This is a genomic window from Methylophilus sp. 5, assembly GCF_000515275.1.
Classification (GTDB): domain Bacteria; phylum Pseudomonadota; class Gammaproteobacteria; order Burkholderiales; family Methylophilaceae; genus Methylophilus.
This window is the reverse complement of record NZ_KI911560.1, coordinates 1,684,932-1,701,615: the sequence shown is the minus strand read 5'-3', so window position 1 is coordinate 1,701,615 and position 16,684 is coordinate 1,684,932. Positions and strand designations below refer to the sequence as shown.

The 16,684-nt window shown below is 51.0% G+C and carries 16 protein-coding genes and 1 tRNA gene; 12 read left to right on the top strand and 5 right to left on the bottom strand.

The window, feature by feature from the left end; translation table 11 throughout:
- The first annotated feature begins 108 nt into the window (after nt 1–108).
- The 8 genes from METH5_RS0108160 to METH5_RS0108125 all read left to right on the top strand — a co-directional run bounded on the left by METH5_RS0108160 (nt 109) and on the right by METH5_RS0108125 (nt 8,850).
- The gene (locus METH5_RS0108160) at nt 109–735 is read left to right on the top strand and encodes a TetR family transcriptional regulator (protein WP_029148037.1); all 627 of its coding nucleotides are present in this window, start codon (nt 109–111) and stop codon (nt 733–735) included.
- 79 nt (nt 736–814) lie between these two features.
- Nucleotides 815–1,849, top strand: a complete 1,035-nt coding sequence (gene dusB / locus METH5_RS0108155) for a tRNA dihydrouridine synthase DusB (protein WP_029148036.1) — start codon at nt 815–817, stop codon at nt 1,847–1,849.
- Entirely contained in the window at nt 1,849–2,085 is a 237-nt protein-coding gene (locus METH5_RS0108150; protein WP_029148035.1) for a helix-turn-helix domain-containing protein, read from the top strand. Before dusB ends, METH5_RS0108150 begins: the two co-directional genes overlap by 1 nt.
- 75 nt (nt 2,086–2,160) lie before the next feature.
- Nucleotides 2,161–3,765: a bifunctional phosphoribosylaminoimidazolecarboxamide formyltransferase/IMP cyclohydrolase gene (purH, locus tag METH5_RS0108145; protein ID WP_036308235.1), complete on the top strand. Its 1,605-nt coding sequence runs from the start codon at nt 2,161–2,163 to the stop codon at nt 3,763–3,765.
- Nucleotides 3,766–3,872: 107 nt separating this feature from the next.
- The gene (purD, locus tag METH5_RS0108140; protein WP_029148033.1) at nt 3,873–5,141 is read left to right on the top strand and encodes a phosphoribosylamine--glycine ligase; all 1,269 of its coding nucleotides are present in this window, start codon (nt 3,873–3,875) and stop codon (nt 5,139–5,141) included.
- 21 nt (nt 5,142–5,162) lie between these two features.
- Complete coding sequence (hemF, locus tag METH5_RS0108135) at nt 5,163–6,077, top strand: oxygen-dependent coproporphyrinogen oxidase (RefSeq protein ID WP_029148032.1); 915 nt, start codon at nt 5,163–5,165, stop codon at nt 6,075–6,077.
- Between the two features lie 2 nt (nt 6,078–6,079).
- Nucleotides 6,080–7,384, top strand: coding sequence for a M18 family aminopeptidase (locus tag METH5_RS0108130; RefSeq protein WP_029148031.1), 1,305 nt, complete (start codon nt 6,080–6,082; stop codon nt 7,382–7,384).
- A 68-nt stretch (nt 7,385–7,452) separates the two neighbouring features.
- On the top strand, nt 7,453–8,850 hold the full coding sequence (locus METH5_RS0108125) for an amino acid permease (protein ID WP_029148030.1): 1,398 nt from the start codon (nt 7,453–7,455) through the stop codon (nt 8,848–8,850).
- Between the two features lie 58 nt (nt 8,851–8,908).
- Here the strand turns inward: METH5_RS0108125 and METH5_RS0108120 are convergent, their stop codons facing one another.
- The 3 genes from METH5_RS0108120 to ilvD form a co-directional block, all read right to left on the bottom strand.
- The gene (locus METH5_RS0108120; protein WP_029148029.1) at nt 8,909–9,232 is read right to left on the bottom strand and encodes a c-type cytochrome; all 324 of its coding nucleotides are present in this window, start codon (nt 9,230–9,232) and stop codon (nt 8,909–8,911) included.
- A gap of 204 nt (nt 9,233–9,436) precedes the next feature.
- Nucleotides 9,437–10,372: a D-hexose-6-phosphate mutarotase gene (locus METH5_RS0108115; protein WP_029148028.1), complete on the bottom strand. Its 936-nt coding sequence runs from the start codon at nt 10,370–10,372 to the stop codon at nt 9,437–9,439.
- A complete protein-coding gene (gene ilvD, locus METH5_RS0108110) occupies nt 10,372–12,228 on the bottom strand; it encodes a dihydroxy-acid dehydratase (protein ID WP_029148027.1) in 1,857 nt (618 codons plus the stop codon). Before ilvD ends, METH5_RS0108115 begins: the two co-directional genes overlap by 1 nt.
- Before the next feature lie 348 nt (nt 12,229–12,576).
- On the opposite strand from ilvD, the gene METH5_RS0108100 reads away from it, so the two are divergent.
- Together METH5_RS0108100 and METH5_RS0108095 are read left to right on the top strand one after the other, a co-directional pair.
- A complete protein-coding gene (locus tag METH5_RS0108100; RefSeq protein ID WP_157381505.1) occupies nt 12,577–13,131 on the top strand; it encodes a hypothetical protein in 555 nt (184 codons plus the stop codon).
- Between the two features lie 14 nt (nt 13,132–13,145).
- The gene (locus METH5_RS0108095; protein WP_157381504.1) at nt 13,146–13,694 is read left to right on the top strand and encodes a hypothetical protein; all 549 of its coding nucleotides are present in this window, start codon (nt 13,146–13,148) and stop codon (nt 13,692–13,694) included.
- Nucleotides 13,695–13,754: 60 nt separating this feature from the next.
- Here the strand turns inward: METH5_RS0108095 and METH5_RS0108090 are convergent, their stop codons facing one another.
- Both METH5_RS0108090 and METH5_RS0108085 read right to left on the bottom strand, forming a co-directional pair.
- The gene (locus tag METH5_RS0108090) at nt 13,755–13,949 is read right to left on the bottom strand and encodes a YbdD/YjiX family protein (protein ID WP_029148024.1); all 195 of its coding nucleotides are present in this window, start codon (nt 13,947–13,949) and stop codon (nt 13,755–13,757) included.
- Between the two features lie 10 nt (nt 13,950–13,959).
- On the bottom strand, nt 13,960–16,011 hold the full coding sequence (locus tag METH5_RS0108085) for a carbon starvation CstA family protein (RefSeq protein WP_029148023.1): 2,052 nt from the start codon (nt 16,009–16,011) through the stop codon (nt 13,960–13,962).
- A gap of 279 nt (nt 16,012–16,290) precedes the next feature.
- Here METH5_RS0108085 and METH5_RS0108080 point away from each other — a divergent pair, with 279 nt between their 5' ends.
- Together METH5_RS0108080 and METH5_RS0108075 are read left to right on the top strand one after the other, a co-directional pair.
- Nucleotides 16,291–16,503 carry an ANTAR domain-containing protein gene (locus tag METH5_RS0108080; protein WP_029148022.1) on the top strand — a complete coding sequence of 71 codons (213 nt, stop codon included), beginning with the start codon at nt 16,291–16,293 and terminating at the stop codon, nt 16,501–16,503.
- A gap of 94 nt (nt 16,504–16,597) precedes the next feature.
- A tRNA-Val gene (locus METH5_RS0108075) sits at nt 16,598–16,673 on the top strand.
- Nucleotides 16,674–16,684: the final 11 nt, after the last annotated feature.

Below are 16,684 nucleotides of genomic sequence, written 5' to 3'. Positions count from 1 at the left end.
GCAAAAAATTTGCCGATCAACCTGCGAAAAACTAGCAACCTGTCACAACTGGTAAAATACCCTATATACAAGAAACTTTAATGAAACTTAAACGAGCGATAGAGACTGATGGTACGTAAAACCAAAGAAGATGCCGCAATTACCCGCCAACGCATTATTGATGCAGCGCGCGAGATGTTCCTGCAAAAAGGTGTTAGCCGTACCAGCCTGGAGCAAATTGCCACCCACGCCAGCGTCACGCGTGGCGCCGTCTACTGGCACTTTCAAAACAAGGCTGAGCTTTTCCATGCCATGCGCGAAGAGGTCTACCTGCCCCTGATTGACCGTATGGACGACACCTTGCTTGGTAACGCCGACGAGTCCAACCGCGACCCCCTGGGCCGCATTCGCAAACATATGGCCAGCACCATCCAGATTCTCGATGACGACCAGACCACGCGCGCCACCTATGAAGTTATGATGACCAAATGCGAATATGTGGACGAATTTGCCGATGTACTCAAGTCTATTTTAAGTAACTGTAGCGGACTCGTGCACAAATTGGAACAGGCCTACGCCAAAGCACAAGAAATCGGTCAGGTTGGCACCCAGTTAACCGCCGCCGAACTCGCCATGGATACCCACCTGTTTTTCTCTGGCTTGCTGCATATGTGGGTCAAAGACACCGAGGGCACGTTATTCCGTGACCACGCCCTGCAACTGATAGACACACATATCAACCTGCGTAAAAAATAAGCAATAATTCTTATTACGCATTCCCTGATGCGTGATTTGCAGTTAAAATAGTCGGTCTTTTCACTGTTTTTTCAATCACATGCAAATCGGCTCACACATTCTGAAAAACAATCTGGTGGTCGCCCCTATGGCGGGTGTCACTGATCGCCCTTTCCGCATGCTGTGCAAGAAAATGGGCGCAGGCCTGGCCGTGTCTGAGATGGTGACATCCAACTCTTTGTTATATGGCAGTGAAAAAACCAAGCGCCGCGCCAATCACGAGGGTGAAGTGAGCCCAATCTCGGTGCAAATTGCCGGTGCAGAACCTGCCATGATGGCCGAAGCTGCCAGACACAACGTTGACAATGGCGCACAAATCATTGACATCAATATGGGCTGTCCAGCCAAAAAAATCTGTAATGTAATGGCGGGCTCTGCGCTGCTGCGTGACGAGCCACTGGTGTCACAAATTCTCAGGGCAGTCGTCAATGCCGTAGATGTGCCGGTCACACTGAAAATCCGCACCGGCTGGGACAGACAAAACAAAAACGCGATCCAGATTGCAAAAATGGCCGAGGACCTTGGCGTGCAGGCGCTGACGATTCATGGCCGCACGCGTAACGACCTTTATCATGGCGACGCAGAATACGACACCATTGCCGCCGTCAAACAGGCGATTAACATTCCACTCATCGCCAACGGCGACATCACTACGCCAGAAAAAGCCAAGTTCGTGCTTGATTACACCAAGGCAGACGCCGTGATGATTGGCCGCGCCGCACAAGGCCGCCCATGGATTTTTCGCGAAACCGAGCATTTCTTGCTCACGGGTGAGCATATGCTGCCACCCACCGTGGATGAAATTCACCAGGTTATGCTGGAACACTTGCATGATTTATATGACTTTTATGGTGACCTGACCGGCATGCGTGTCGCACGCAAGCATATTTCCTGGTATACCAAAGGCTTGTCAGGGTCAGCGGCTTTCCGCCACAACATGAACACCCTGCAAACCATAGAATTACAACTACAAGCTATCAACGACTTTTTTGCCGAACTCAAAGCGAAGAACGACCGATTGGTCTATGTCGACAATGAGGATGAAAACAATGGCAACGAGGAGTTGGCGGCATAATGCAGACCGATAGCAAATTAAGCCTCGCCGTGCGCGAGTCACTGGACGATTATTTCACGCACCTGGACGGGCAACCGCCGCACGCCATTTACGACATGGTATTGGGTTGCGTCGAAAAACCCATGCTGGAATACGTACTCAATAAAGTCGGTGGCAATCAAAGCAAAGCCGCAGACATGATGGGCATTAACCGCAACACCCTGAGAAAAAAAATGGCCGCCTACGGCCTGGAATAGACTAAACCGGGTCTGATGATTGTTAATCATCAGACCTTTTCATTTTCTTTATCAAGCAACTCCACTCAATTCATTATGACGATTAAACGCGCGCTTATCAGTGTTTCCGATAAAACCGGTGTGCTCGAACTGGCACAATCCCTGCACCAGCTTGGTGTAGAACTCCTTTCTACTGGCGGCACCGCCAAACTGTTCCGTGACAACAATATTCCGGTCAAAGAGGTCAGTGACTTTACTGGTTTTCCAGAAATGCTGGATGGCCGAGTCAAAACACTGCACCCAAAAGTGCACGGTGGCCTGCTCGGTCGCCGCGACTTGCCTGAGCACGTGGCTGCCATGCAGCAATATGGCATTGAAAATATCGACTTGCTGGCGGTGAATTTATACCCGTTTGAAGCCACCGTCGCTAAAGCCAACTGCACACTGGAAGACGCCATTGAGAATATCGACATTGGCGGCCCAGCCATGGTACGCTCAGCTGCCAAAAACTGGAATGACGTAGCCGTGCTCACCGATGCCGCACAATATGCTGAAATCGTGAGTGAGCTGCAAGCCAACAACGGTAGCGTATCCAAAGCGACACGCTTCAAGCTGTCAGTAGCAGCGTTTAACCGTATTGCCCAATACGATGCCGCCATCAGCAATTATCTGTCTGCCATTGACTTCACCGAAACCGAGTCTGCAGGCAAGCCGGTCTTGAGCCAGTTCCCGGGCCAAATGAACAGCAGCTTTGTCAAAGTACAAGACCTGCGCTACGGTGAAAACAGCCACCAGCAAGCCGCGTTCTATCGCGATTTGTATCCAGCGCCAGGTAGCTTGGCGACTGCACAACAATTGCAAGGCAAAGAGCTCAGCTATAACAATATCGCTGATGCCGACGCGGCCTGGGAGACCGTCAAATCCTTTACTGGCCAGGCCTGTGTGATTGTGAAACATGCCAATCCTTGCGGTGTTGCACTTGGCGCCAATGCACTTGAAGCCTACAGCAAAGCACTCAAAACTGACCCGACCTCTGCCTTTGGCGGCATTATTGCGTTTAATGGCACGCTGGATGGCGCCGCAGCAGAAGCGGTCTCCAAGCAATTTGTAGAGGTATTGATTGCACCTGACTTTACAGCAGAAGCGCTGGCCATTTTTAGCGCCAAAGCCAATGTGCGTGTATTAAAAATTGCTTTACCACAAGGCGGCAACACTGCCTGGGAGCAAGGCCGCAACGCGGTTGACTCCAAACGCGTTGGCTCAGGGATTTTGCTGCAATCCGCCGACAACCACGACCTGCAATTGGCCGATCTGAAAATCGTCACCAAACTGCAACCCACCCCAGCACAACTGCAAGACCTGCTATTTGCCTGGAAAGTAGCCAAATATGTGAAATCCAATGCCATCGTATTCTGTGGCAATGGCATGACCCTGGGCGTAGGCGCAGGCCAGATGAGCCGTGTCGACAGCACCAAAATCGCTGCCATCAAGGCACAAAATGCGGGCTTAAGCCTGCAAGGCTCTGTGGTCGCCTCTGACGCCTTCTTCCCGTTCCGTGACGGCGTCGATGTGTTAGCCGACGCCGGCGCAAGCTGCGTGATCCACCCGGGCGGCAGCATGCGCGACGAAGAGGTGATTGCCGCAGCAGACGAGCGTGGCTTGGCCATGGTGGTGACAGGTATTCGTCACTTTAGACATTAATTTTATTTGCCACAGAGGGCACCGAGACCACAGAGAACTTCTTTAATCATGTTTTCCTCTGTGCTCTCTGTGCCCTCTGTGGCTCAAACTCAATTAGGTAATACAAAATGAAAATTTTAGTGATTGGTTCTGGCGGTCGTGAGCACGCACTGGCATGGAAAGTGACACAAAACAAAGAAGTCAGCCGCGTCTATGTCGCGCCTGGTAACGCTGGCACAGCCACCAACCCGGACATGGTCAACGTGCCCATCACCAAAATTGACGAATTAGTGAAATTTGCCGAGGACGAGCAAATCGCGCTGACCATCGTTGGCCCCGAAGCACCGCTTTCACAAGGCGTAGTGGATGCCTTTCGCGCGGCCGATTTAAAGATTTTTGGCCCAACCAAAGCCGCGGCGCAGCTTGAAAGCTCCAAAGACTTCGCCAAGGCGTTTATGGTGCGTCATAACATCCCGACCGCAAAATACCAAACCTTTAGCGATGCCACAGCAGCCCATACCTATATTGATGCCAATGGCGCGCCGATTGTAATCAAAGCTGACGGCCTGGCAGCAGGCAAAGGCGTAGTCGTTGCCATGACGCTGGAAGAGGCACATGCGGCAGTCGACGCCATGTTGTCGGACAACAAGCTTGGTGATGCCGGTGCTCGTGTGGTGATTGAAGAGTTTTTAACCGGCGAAGAAGCCAGCTTTATGGTCATGGTCGATGGTAAAAACATTTTGCCACTGGCCACCAGCCAAGACCACAAACGTCTGCTCGATGCCGACCAGGGCCCAAACACTGGCGGCATGGGCGCTTACTCGCCAGCCCCGGTGGTCACGCCAGACATCCACGCCAAAGCCATGCGCGAAATCATCGTGCCTACGGTTGAAGGCATGGCTAAAGATGGCATTCCTTATACCGGCTTTTTGTATGCCGGCTTGATGATCAGCCCAAGTGGCGAGGTCAAAACACTGGAGTTCAATTGCCGTATGGGCGACCCTGAAACACAGCCAATCATGATGCGTTTGAAATCAGACCTGGTTGAACTAGCAGAACATGCCGTAGATGGCACACTGGACCAAGCTAAAGCCGACTGGGATTGGCGCTTTGCGTTGGGCGTGGTGATGGCGAGCGCTCACTATCCTGACACCCCAAGACTGGGCGACGAAATTACCGGCCTGCCAAAAAACGTGCAAGATGGTCATGTGTTTCACGCGGGCACCACGCTCACCGATGGCAAAGTAGTAACCAGTGGCGGCCGCGTGCTCTGTGTCACCGCACTGGGCGAAACGGTGAAATCAGCGCAACAGCAAGCTTATAAAATACTGGAACAAATCCAGTTTGACGGCGCACAGTACCGTAAAGATATTGGCTATCGCGCCATTAAAAACTAAACGCCCTGAAAACGAATGACCATGACAGACCAGATTCGCCCTCAAGCTGTTTTTGATTTTCTGCAAGGCTTACAAGCCCGGATTGTCGAAGCCATAGAACTTGTCGATGGCAAAAACTTTTTGCAGGACAGCTGGCAACGGCCCGAGGGCGGCGGCGGTAACTCTTGCCTGCTCGAGGGCGGCAATGTGTTCGAACGCGCCGGGGTCGGTTTTTCACATGTGCTAGGCAACAAACTACCGCCTGCCGCCAGCATTGCCCACCCTGAGGCCGCAGGGCGTCCATGGGAAGCCATGGGCGTGTCATTGGTGTTTCACCCGCACAACCCTTACGTGCCCACGGTGCATATGAATGTGCGCTTTTTTGTGGCTAAAGCACAACACGCTGGCGAACAGGATATCTGGTGGTTTGGCGGCGGCATGGACCTCACGCCTTATTATGGTTTTGAGGATGACTGCATCCACTTTCACCGTGTGAACAAAGAGGCATTGGCGCCGTTTGGTGCCGATTACTACCCTGCCTTTAAAAAACACTGCGACGAATACTTTTTCCTCAAACATCGCAAAGAGCCACGCGGCATCGGTGGCGTGTTTTTTGATGACTTTAGCGCATTAGGCTTTGAAAAAAGCTTTGCCCTGCAACGAGCAGTGGGCGACGCTTTTATCAATGCCTATTTGCCAATCGTGCAACGCCGCAAAGACACCGCTTACGGCGAACGTGAGCGTGATTTCCAGGCTTATCGCCGTGGCCGTTACGTCGAATTCAACCTGATTTTTGACCGTGGCACTATTTTCGGGCTGCAATCGAATGGCCGTACTGAGTCTATCTTGCTCTCCATGCCGCCAATTGTGAAATGGCGCTACGACTGGAAACCAGAAGCCAACAGCGCAGAAGCCAACCTCTATAGCAATTTTTTGATTGAGAAAGACTGGGTATAAACATGCAAGTTTCAATAGAAGCCAGACAACAAGCGCAAGCCCTGCTGGCCTTTATTGATCATAGCCCCAGCCCCTGGCACGCGGTGGAAACAGTTGCCTCGCAACTGAAAGCGCATGGTTTTATCCACTTGCAGGAAACCGAAGCGTGGCAACTCAACGCAGGGGGCAAATATTTTGTGGTGCGCGATGGCGGCTCTATCATTGCATTTGTACCTGGCCAGCAGGCCATAGCGCAAAGCGGCTTCCGCATCGTAGGTGCGCATACGGACTCGCCCGGCTTACGCCTCAAACCCAAAGCAGCCTATAGCACAGAAGGCCTGGCGCAATTAGGCGTCGAGGTTTACGGTGGCCCGATTTTAGCCACCTTTACTGACCGTGACTTAAGCCTGGCCGGACGCGTAATGATCCGCACCGCGCAAGGCCTGGAGGTGCGGTTGATCCGACTAGACCAACCGATCGCGCGACTGCCCAACCTGGCGATCCACATGAACCGCGAAGTCAATGAAAAAGGGCTGGCGCTCAACAAGCAAACCGGTCTGCCACTGATTTTTGGTCATGCCGCGAATACCGAAACGGCCAAACAATTACTGATAGACACCTTGGCAGGCAAACTGGCCGTGCCAGCGCAAGCCATTGTCAGCTGGGACCTTGCCTTATACGACACCCAAACCGGCAGTTTCTGGGGCATAGAGCAGGAGTTTATTGCCAACAGCCAGTTGGACAATCTGGCTTCTTGCCACGCTGCACTTGAGGCCTTATTAAGCACTGAAACACCGCAGGCGACCTCTATTTGTGCATTATTTGACCACGAAGAGGTCGGCTCTGAAAGCGCAACCGGGGCTGGTGGCAGTTTTTTGCTGGATGTGATTGAACGCATTTGTCACACCACGCAGTTATCACAAGAAGACAAGCTGCGCGGTTTTGCCAACAGTTTTTTCATCAGTGCAGACATGGCGCACGCTTTTCATCCTAACCATGCTGGCAGCTACGAACCTTGTCATCACGTACAAATGAATCACGGGCCGGTGATTAAAACCAATGCTAACCACCGTTACAGCACCAATGCCAGCACCGCTGCACGCTTTATGCAGTTGTGCGATCAGGCAAATGTGCCGCACCAGCAATATGCGCATCGCACAGACTTGGGCTGCGGCAGCACCATAGGCCCGATCATGGCCGCGCAATTAGGCATTGCTACAGTGGATGTCGGCAACCCGATGTGGGCCATGCACAGCATCCGCGAAAGCGCAGGCGTGCTCGACCACAGCTACATGATTGCCACATTGCAACAGCATTACGCCAGCTAATGCACGACCAGCATTGACGCTGGTACAACGATTGCTTTACCCTAGGCAAACAAGGGGAGAATCAATCAATGTTAGAACAATTATTGCGCAAAAAACCAATCCAACCACATGCGCACACCGGCCTTAAAAAATGTTTAACCGCCTTTGACCTGGCCTTATTAGGCATAGGTGGCGCCATCGGCACCGGCATTTTCGTCCTTACCGGCATTGCGGCGGCCACACAATCTGGCCCTGCCGTCGTCCTCTCATTTATTATTGCCGCCATCGCCGCCGGTTTTGCCGCACTCTCTTATGCCGAATTGTCGTCGTCAATTGGCGGCTCCGGCAGCGCTTACGGCTATAGCTATGTCGCCTTTGGCGAATTTGCTGCCTGGATGATGGGCTGGATGCTACTGCTCGAATACGGCGTTGGCGCGGCTGCGGTTGCCAATGGCTGGTCAGGTTATTTTGTAAACACCTTGAGCAATCTCGGCTGGCACATGCCTGAGCATCTCACCAAGGCACCTATACTTGGCGGGTCGATTAACTTGCCCGCTTTTGCCATCATCTGGATATTAACCTTGCTACTGATGGTGGGCGTTAAGGAAAGTGCCCGCGCCAACAACATCATGGTGATTATCAAGCTGTCTACCATCGCCATCTTTCTGGCCTTGTCTGTCGGCCATATCAGCACCACCAACTGGCAACCATTTATGCCGTTTGGCTGGTTTGAAACCTTAGACAATGGCAAAAATATTGGCGTACTGGCCGGCGCCTCACTGGTATTTTTTGCTTACTTTGGCTTTGATGCTGTTTCGACCGCAGCTGAAGAGTGCCAGCAACCACAACGTGACTTACCTATTGGCCTGATTGCCTCACTGACTTTCTGCACCATCATTTATATTATTGTATCTGGCACGCTCACCGGCGTGATTCCCTACACCGAGCTCAACACCTCCTCACCAGTGGCTTATGCCCTAACCAAGCTGGGCTACACCTGGTCATCGACCTTGGTGGCGACAGGTGTATTGGCTGGGCTTATTACGGTGTTACTGGTGCTGCTCTATGGCCTCACCCGCATTTTATTTGCCATGAGCCGCGATGGTTTGATTTCACCGGTTTTTTCAGCGGTCAACCCCGAACGACAAACCCCTAGCAAAATCATTCTGATGTGCGGCATTGTCGTGTCTATTGTGGCGGGCTTTATTCCGCTGGGCGAGCTGGCAGAAACAGTCAATATTGGCACCTTGGCCAGTTTTATTATGGTGTGTTTTGGCGTGATGCGTTTACGCAAAACCCATCCAGACCTCGCGCGCCCGTTTAAAAATCCCTTTAATCCACTGATTCCGCTGGGTGGCGTCATCTCATGCGCAGCGCTGATGTCTTTTTTACCAGCAGAAACCTGGCATCGCTTTATTTCGTGGGCTATCGTCGGCGTGATTTTTTACTTTGTTTACTCATTGCGGCATAGCAAGTTACGCGCATAAATAGCAATAAAAAAGCCGACTCATGAGTCGGCTTTTTTGAATCACAGCAACGCTTAAATTACAGAGACAACACCCAGTCAACGATGGTTTTGATGTCTTCGTCTTTCACTTGTGGGCTGTTTGCAGGCATAGGGATATTACCCCAAACACCAGCACCACCTTTTTTCACTTTTTCAATCAGCTTGGCTTCAGCAGTTTTGTCGCCTTTGTATTTTGCTGCAACATCTTTGTATGCAGGGCCTAATACTTTGGCATCAACACTATGACATGCCAAACAGCCACTTTTTTGTGCCAGTGCTTTAGCTGCAGCGGCATCAACAGCGTGTGCTGAACCTGCCATCAACAAAGTCGCTGCTGCGACTGCGGATAATAAAACTTTCATGCGATCTCCTTGAATATCCTCTAAACAAATAGAACCCCGTAATGCAATTCTCATGCATGTGGCATATTACCTGACCAGACAAAATCCACAATAGAAAAACCGTGAAAACGCACGGTGATTCGGATAATTTCAACTGGTTTGGCGTTTTGCCAACAAGCTAAAAACGCATGTGCAACTTAACGGTTGACACGTGTCGCGTCTATGTTACAAGGTCTCGATAGAGTACTCTGCACTGAGCACATGTTTGCGGCCCGGGTTAATCACCACCATGTTGTCCATCGCATTGGTGGTTTCCACGCAAATGGTTTTACGCCACTCTTCACCCACGCCCATGTCGCCCATCGCGCCAGCTTTATCAGCGCCCGGATTCCACACTACGGTGGTATCACTGCCGGACTTGGCCACATGAATAATGCGGTTAAAGCCGCTGTCATGAATCGCACAATCAGAACTGTGGTGTACATAAACACGGTCATACTCTTTACCGTCAAATGTGAGCGCGTTGTGCTCCACATTGCGCTCATATTTGAGTAACTTGTCCAGATAAACCAGGTCTTGCATGCCGGTGATTTTAACGTTCGATAAATCACTGACATTAAAATACGTGTGAAATGCCTCGCTGATGACAAACGGATGCTCAGCCAGGTTAGTGGTCGCCAGATCAATTCGCAAACGACGGCCAATGGTGATGGTTAAGGTGAGCTCATATGGATAAGACAATTGGCGTTGCGCTTCTGGCGTTTGCTGCATCTCAAGAATGATGCGCGTCGCACCAGTCGGCGTGGCATCAATATCCATCACGCGCCACGGAATCACACGCGCAAAGCCGTGTGGGCACAGTGTGCTGTCCGTCGGGTGTGCACCAAACCATGGCCAGCAAATCGGCGTACCACCGCGGATAGAGCGCCCTTTAACATAGCGCGCATTGCTCGATAGCCATAACACCGGATTGGCCAGGAACTTGGGTTGCCACTGCATGACGTGCGCGCCTTGCAAGGCGATTTTGCCTGTTGCCAGCGGGTTATCAATCTCCAGGTACTGCAAGCCATTTTCGTCCTGCCATTGGGTAACATGCGCATGTAATGTCATACGCTTGGTCATTTCCATGCTGTTGGCCAGGAGACTACATTCGTCGCTCATTATTTCCCTCTCTCAATCTGCGCCACATCACGCACCGCGCCTTTGGCAGCGCTGGTACTCATGGCCGCATAGGCGCGCAAGGCTGGTGAAACCACACGCTCGCGATTCAATGGTTTCCATGCATCTCGACCTTTAGCGTCCATCTGGCCACGGCGATGCGCCATTTCTTCATCACTAATCACCAGATGTATCGTGCGGTTCGGGATATCAATCTCAATGGCATCGCCTTCTTGCACCAGGCCAATTGCGCCACCTTCGGCCGCCTCTGGTGAAGCATGACCGATACTCAACCCAGACGTACCACCAGAAAAACGGCCATCTGTCAGCAAGGCACAGGCTTTACCCAAGCCTTTAGACTTCAGGTACGAGGTTGGGTACAGCATCTCTTGCATGCCAGGGCCACCACGTGGACCTTCATAGCGGATCACAACCACATCGCCCGCCACAATCTCATCATTTAAAATACTTTCGACTGCCGCATCCTGGCTTTCATAAACGCGTGCGCGACCGTTAAATTTAAGAATGCTGTCATCCACACCAGCGGTTTTAACAATACAGCCATCTAAAGCAATATTGCCGTAAAGCACTGCCAGGCCGCCATCTTGTGAGTAAGCATGCGCTTTGTTGCGAATACAGCCATTTTCGCGGTCATCGTCCAGCGCTGGCCACAACATGCTCTGGCTGAAGGCAATGGTGGTTGCAATGCCACCAGGGGCGGCACGGAAAAACTTTTTCACGTCTTCATCTTGCGTAGTAACAATATCCCACTTAGCCAATGCTTCACCCATGCTAGGGCTATGAACGGTTGGCACCTCGGTATGGATGACACCGGCGCGATTGAGTTCCGCTAAAATACCCATTACGCCACCGGCACGATGCACGTCTTCCATATGGTATTTGCTGGTGGCAGGCGCTACTTTGGCCACACAAGGCACCTGGCGTGAAATGCGGTCTATGTCTTTCATGGTGAAATCCACACCCGCCTCATGTGCGGCTGCCAGCAAATGCAACACCGTGTTGGTAGAGCCACCCATCGCAACGTCCAGGCTCATGGCATTCTCAAAAGCCTGCATGGTCGCAATACTGCGCGGCAATACGCTGTAATCATCTTGCTCGTAATGGCGCTTGGCCAGCTCTACAATCAGGCGGCCTGCTTGCAAAAACAATTGCTTGCGCGCAGAATGCGTGGCCAGCGTCGAGCCATTGCCAGGCAAGCTTAAACCCAGCGCTTCAGTTAAACAGTTCATCGAGTTAGCGGTAAACATGCCTGAGCAAGAGCCGCAGGTTGGGCAAGCAGAGCGCTCAATTTCAGCCACTTCAGCATCGCTGACATGACTATCAGCAGCCTCCACCATGGCGTCAACCAAGTCCAGCTTGCGCACTTCGCCATTCCAGTTCACCTTGCCAGCTTCCATCGGGCCGCCAGACACAAACACCACCGGAATATTCAGGCGTAACGCAGCCATGAGCATGCCAGGGGTAATCTTGTCGCAGTTAGAAATACACACCAGCGCATCAGCACAGTGTGCATTCACCATGTATTCCACGCTATCGGCAATCAGGTCGCGGCTAGGCAGGCTATACAGCATGCCGCTATGGCCCATGGCAATGCCATCATCCACGGCAATAGTATTAAACTCTTTGGCAACCCCACCCACCTTTTCGATCTCGCGGGCGACGAGTTGTCCCATGTCTTTTAAATGGACATGACCCGGCACAAACTGGGTAAACGAATTAGCTACCGCAATAATCGGCTTGGAAAAGTCTTCATCTTTCATGCCGGTGGCACGCCACAAAGCGCGAGCACCAGCCATGTTACGACCTTGGGTAGTCGTGTGAGAACGGTATTTAGGCATGAGAAATACTAGGATGGTCGTTAAAAGCTTATTTTAACTGAATAAACCGTCGCGATATACCTCGCTTACAGGATTGTTACATGTATAAAAGCGCGATCAAATATAAGTGTGTCACGAGCGATCGAAGATCAAAACGTTTCCAGCCAATAACACGCTGGATAACATATCAATTTCAACATCACCACCTAACGCTTAAACCATAGCGCCTTCAGGCTCTGATCTATGGATCAATGCTACCGAGCCCCTTGTCATCAAGGCTGCGTTTTTGCCTGCAAACCAAGTTGAAAGGCATGTGCGATAGCCACGAACTGCGGCATAATCACGCCTCTAATAAAAAGGAAAACAATAATGAAAAAACTGCTCGCAGCATTACTTGTCGCTATTTCTTTATCAGGGTGCATGCCAGAACTCAAAGTCGGCAAAGTAGAGACCACCTCTGGACTCATCCAGCCGGCTCAAGGCAGGAAGCTAGGTCAGGCAGAGATTATTAAGAAAACTTCGTTGTCCTTAACGCCGTATAAAGACACCGCGTTCTTTTCATCAAACCAATACTATTTTCAATATGGCTTTGATCAACTGAAAGCTTTTAATTATTTCAATCAAGTGGTTAACTACAGCGACCTAGAGAAGGTGGTGATTGCGAATAACCTGCAAGATAAAGTGATCAATTTAGATAGTCAAATCGGCTTAAGTCGCCTGGCGAATAACTACAAACCTTTTTTATGGATAAGACTCTCGCCTAAATCAGAAAATAGTAAACAATATCTGGCATTAATTGTCACCAACCCGACCAACGCAGAAGATCTATTCGAGGCGAGGACGCTGCAAAGCGCTGAGACTGACGAACAGTTGTTATACCCACTGTTCAATGAATTATCACTATGGATAAAAGCAAACCAATAACAATCAGGATGTGTATGAAAAAACTATTTATTTTATGTGCCATTGCCTTATTAAGTGCATGCAGTGTCTTTAAAGTGGTGCCGATTGACCCAAAAACCGGCTATTACCCAGCCAAAACAGAGGCTCAAGTCGTACTGAGCAAGCCTACTGACCTCGACAAAAGAAAATCTCTCTTACTGATTGCTGATCATGACTTTGTACGCGGTCAAATTACCAACATGCACTACTTCGATGAGTTAATGACGCTATCTGAGCTGGAAACAAAAATTGTGAAGGCTCAGCTCACTGACAAAATTCCTTCGGTAAATGACAAGATAGGCATCAATAACGCAGCAAAGTATTACAAGGACTTCTTGTGGTTTAGAGTCGAATTTAAAAAAGAAGGTTACGCGAACAAGTCTGTTAAATTCATTCTCACAGACCCGCAAAACATGGAGGATATTTTCATCACAGAAACAGAACTGGATTACCAGTGGAAAGGGGTCAACGACCAATATAATTGGTACCCTATGTTTAATGCGATGCTCAAATATATCCGAGACAATTCAAAGTCCTACAAATAAGTATTTTAGTGAAAAAAGGCCGCTCATGATGGAGCGGCCTTTTTTCTATCTGCGGCTAAATCAGCAGCAACGCTTCACCCCAGTCCACTTTTGGTCTTGCCACTGCTTAAAAAATTCGGCGCGAGACAGCGCCGGTTGCGCATCGGGCTCGCTGGCATGATGTTCGTTGTAATGCGCCAGATAACGCTCATAGGCATCATCACCAGATAACTGGCGTATACGTTGCCAAGCTTGCTTTAACCAGTATGCACGCATGCGCTCTTACCTACACCAGCTTAGAGGCGACATAAGCGGTTTCATTGGATGGCCTGACTGGCTGCCCGGCAAAATAGCGGCCGCTCATTCTGAGCATATCAAGCACGACTATCCACAACATCGCCACGAAAAATAAGGTTAACCAGGCATCCAGCTGCTGATTCACAATCAGTTGCGGTGCCACAGCTGCTTTTTCTGCTGGCAATACACCACTCGCCAACTTTTGTGACAAATCATTCGCAGCCGCAAAAAAGCCAACCCGAATATCGTCGCTAAACACTTTTTCGTAGGCGGCGCTTGTTGTAATGACAAGCAGCCAAACCAATGGCAAGCCGGTGATCCAGGCTTTGGTGGCTTTACCGGACTTGATTAAGACGCCGGTCGCGACAGACAGTGCAATCGCCGCCAGCATTTGGTTGGCAATGCCAAACAGCGGCCACAGAATATTGACACCGCCATTTGGATCAATCACGCCGATATAGAGAAAATAGCCCCAGCCCGCCACGACTAACGCACTGGTGAGCAGCACAGACGGCGTATAAGACGTTTCGCCGAGCTTGGGATGCACATTGCCCAGCATATCTTGCAGCATAAAACGGCCAACGCGCGTCCCGGCATCCAGCGTGGTGAGGATAAAAATCGCCTCAAACATGATTGCAAAGTGATACCACAATGCTAGCAAATGCTCACCAAATACTGTGCCCAAAATGCTGGCCATGCCAACCGCCAGGCTGGGCGCGCCACCGGTGCGGGCAAACAGCGTACTTTCGCCCATGGCACTGGCCAGATGCTGCATCTGCTCAACGGTGACCTGATAGCCCCAACCACTGATGGTATTGACTGCATCCAGCGCCTCTTTACCCACCACGCCAGCCGGGCTATTAATTGCAAAATAGACGCCCGGCTCTAACACTGTCGCGGCGATCATCGCCATGATGGCGACAAAACTCTCCAGCAACATAGCGCCGTAACCGATCATGCGAATATCATTCTCGCCGGTGATCAGCTTAGGTGTGGTGCCGCTGGCAATCAGCGCATGAAAGCCTGAAATGGCGCCACAAGCGATGGTGATGAATACAAACGGGAATAATTTGCCGCCAAAAATGGGGCCGGTGCCATCAATAAAAGGCGTGATGGCGGGCATATGAATCTCTGGCCGCAGCCACAAAATAGCAACCGCCAGCATCAACACGGTGCCCAGCTTCATGTAGGTAGACAAATAATCGCGCGGCGCCAACAACAACCAGACTGGCAACACTGCCGCCGCGAAGCCGTAAGCAATGACACTAAACGCTAGCGGTAAGCCTTCATGATCAAACCATGCAGCCAACACCGGATGATGATCTACCCAGCCGCCAAACACCACCGATGCCAGCAACAACACTACACCGAGCAAAGAGGCTTCTAACACGCGGCCTGGGCGCAAATAACGCATATACACACCCACCAGCATGGCAATCGGGATCGTGGACGCCACCGTAGCGGTGCCCCACGGGCTATGCTTCATGGCGTTTACGACCACCAGCCCCAACACGGCGATTAGAATAATCATGATAATGAAAGTGCCGATGAGCGCCGCCGTCCCACCAATCGGGCCAATTTCGTCACGCGCCATCTGCCCAAGACTACGGCCATTGCGGCGCGTAGACAAAAACAGGGTGACCATATCTTGCACTGCGCCGCCGAGTACTGCGCCTATTAATATCCACAAGGTGCCCGGCAAATAACCAAACTGCGCCGCCAAAGTGGGCCCCACCAATGGGCCTGGCCCGGCAATGGCAGCAAAATGATGTCCGAATACCACCCAGCGATGAGTGGGCACGTAATCGCGCCCATTGTTTAAACGCTCCGCCGGTGTGGCGCGAGTCGCATCAATCGCCAGTACATTGGCGGCAATCCAGGCCGAATAAAAACGATAGCCAATCAAATATACACAGACCGCTGCGGTGACCAGCCACAACGCATTCAGCGACTCTCCGCGCGCCATGGCCACATGTGCCAGTGCCGCAGCCCCCAGCAAAGCCACACTGGCCCAACCTGCACGCCCCCAAAAAGCTTTCATCATGATGGAATTCATCCCTGTTTTTTTAATGATTTGCACTGTAACAAAAAGGCCCTCTGCACGCAAAAAACATGCAGGGCCCAGACGTTGTTGATGTGGTGCAATGGCACTGCCTTGGTGCACCTCAAGAGATCAGAACAACAACGAACAAGCCCAAAAATAAGGGTAATTATTGTTTAAAATCATCACATTAACAAAAAATCACCAACTGGCATGCAGATTGCTAAATTGTAGTAGAACATTTTTTAATGATGAGCAATGAGACCTGTACCCACTAACATGTCAGCCTCACCTTTCTCAAAACCGCCCATTATTCTGAGCATAGAAGACCAGAAGCTGGTCGACTCGGCGAAAGAGATTTTAATGCACCAGCGCGACCTGAGTGAAGAACAAGCCTATTTGTTATTGTCCGAGATGGCAGACAAGCGCAAAACTGGCATGGCCGACATTTCGCTGCAATTAATCAACATCACCAAACGACTGACCGTTTAAGCCTAAGTAGCCCTCACAAAACACAAAACATTTTTTTGCTGGCTCTTGCAGTAAAAAAGAGATTCGGTATAATGCGGCCTTCGTTGCAAGGCACGGGTGCTTAGCTCAGTTGGTAGAGCGTCGCCCTTACAAGGCGAATGTCAGCGGTTCGACCCCGTTAGCACCCACCACCTCCCTGCCT

Excerpts from the sequence above, each read along its gene's own strand:
- METH5_RS0108120 (WP_029148029.1), bottom strand. The coding sequence starts at position 9,232 with ATGAAAGTTTTATTATCCGCAGTCGCAGCAGCGACTTTGTTGATGGCA.
- dusB (WP_029148036.1), top strand. The coding sequence starts at position 815 with ATGCAAATCGGCTCACACATTCTGAAAAACAATCTGGTGGTCGCCCCT.
- METH5_RS0108130 (WP_029148031.1), top strand. The coding sequence starts at position 6,080 with ATGCAAGTTTCAATAGAAGCCAGACAACAAGCGCAAGCCCTGCTGGCC.
- METH5_RS0108150 (WP_029148035.1), top strand. The coding sequence starts at position 1,849 with ATGCAGACCGATAGCAAATTAAGCCTCGCCGTGCGCGAGTCACTGGAC.
- purH (WP_036308235.1), top strand. The coding sequence starts at position 2,161 with ATGACGATTAAACGCGCGCTTATCAGTGTTTCCGATAAAACCGGTGTG.
- METH5_RS0108115 (WP_029148028.1), bottom strand. The coding sequence starts at position 10,372 with ATGAGCGACGAATGTAGTCTCCTGGCCAACAGCATGGAAATGACCAAG.
- purD (WP_029148033.1), top strand. The coding sequence starts at position 3,873 with ATGAAAATTTTAGTGATTGGTTCTGGCGGTCGTGAGCACGCACTGGCA.
- METH5_RS0108090 (WP_029148024.1), bottom strand. The coding sequence starts at position 13,949 with ATGCGTGCATACTGGTTAAAGCAAGCTTGGCAACGTATACGCCAGTTA.
- METH5_RS0108125 (WP_029148030.1), top strand. The coding sequence starts at position 7,453 with ATGTTAGAACAATTATTGCGCAAAAAACCAATCCAACCACATGCGCAC.
- ilvD (WP_029148027.1), bottom strand. The coding sequence starts at position 12,228 with ATGCCTAAATACCGTTCTCACACGACTACCCAAGGTCGTAACATGGCT.
- METH5_RS0108085 (WP_029148023.1), bottom strand. The coding sequence starts at position 16,011 with ATGAAAGCTTTTTGGGGGCGTGCAGGTTGGGCCAGTGTGGCTTTGCTG.
- METH5_RS0108095 (WP_157381504.1), top strand. The coding sequence starts at position 13,146 with ATGAAAAAACTATTTATTTTATGTGCCATTGCCTTATTAAGTGCATGC.
- METH5_RS0108100 (WP_157381505.1), top strand. The coding sequence starts at position 12,577 with ATGAAAAAACTGCTCGCAGCATTACTTGTCGCTATTTCTTTATCAGGG.
- METH5_RS0108080 (WP_029148022.1), top strand. The coding sequence starts at position 16,291 with ATGTCAGCCTCACCTTTCTCAAAACCGCCCATTATTCTGAGCATAGAA.
- hemF (WP_029148032.1), top strand. The coding sequence starts at position 5,163 with ATGACAGACCAGATTCGCCCTCAAGCTGTTTTTGATTTTCTGCAAGGC.
- METH5_RS0108160 (WP_029148037.1), top strand. The coding sequence starts at position 109 with ATGGTACGTAAAACCAAAGAAGATGCCGCAATTACCCGCCAACGCATT.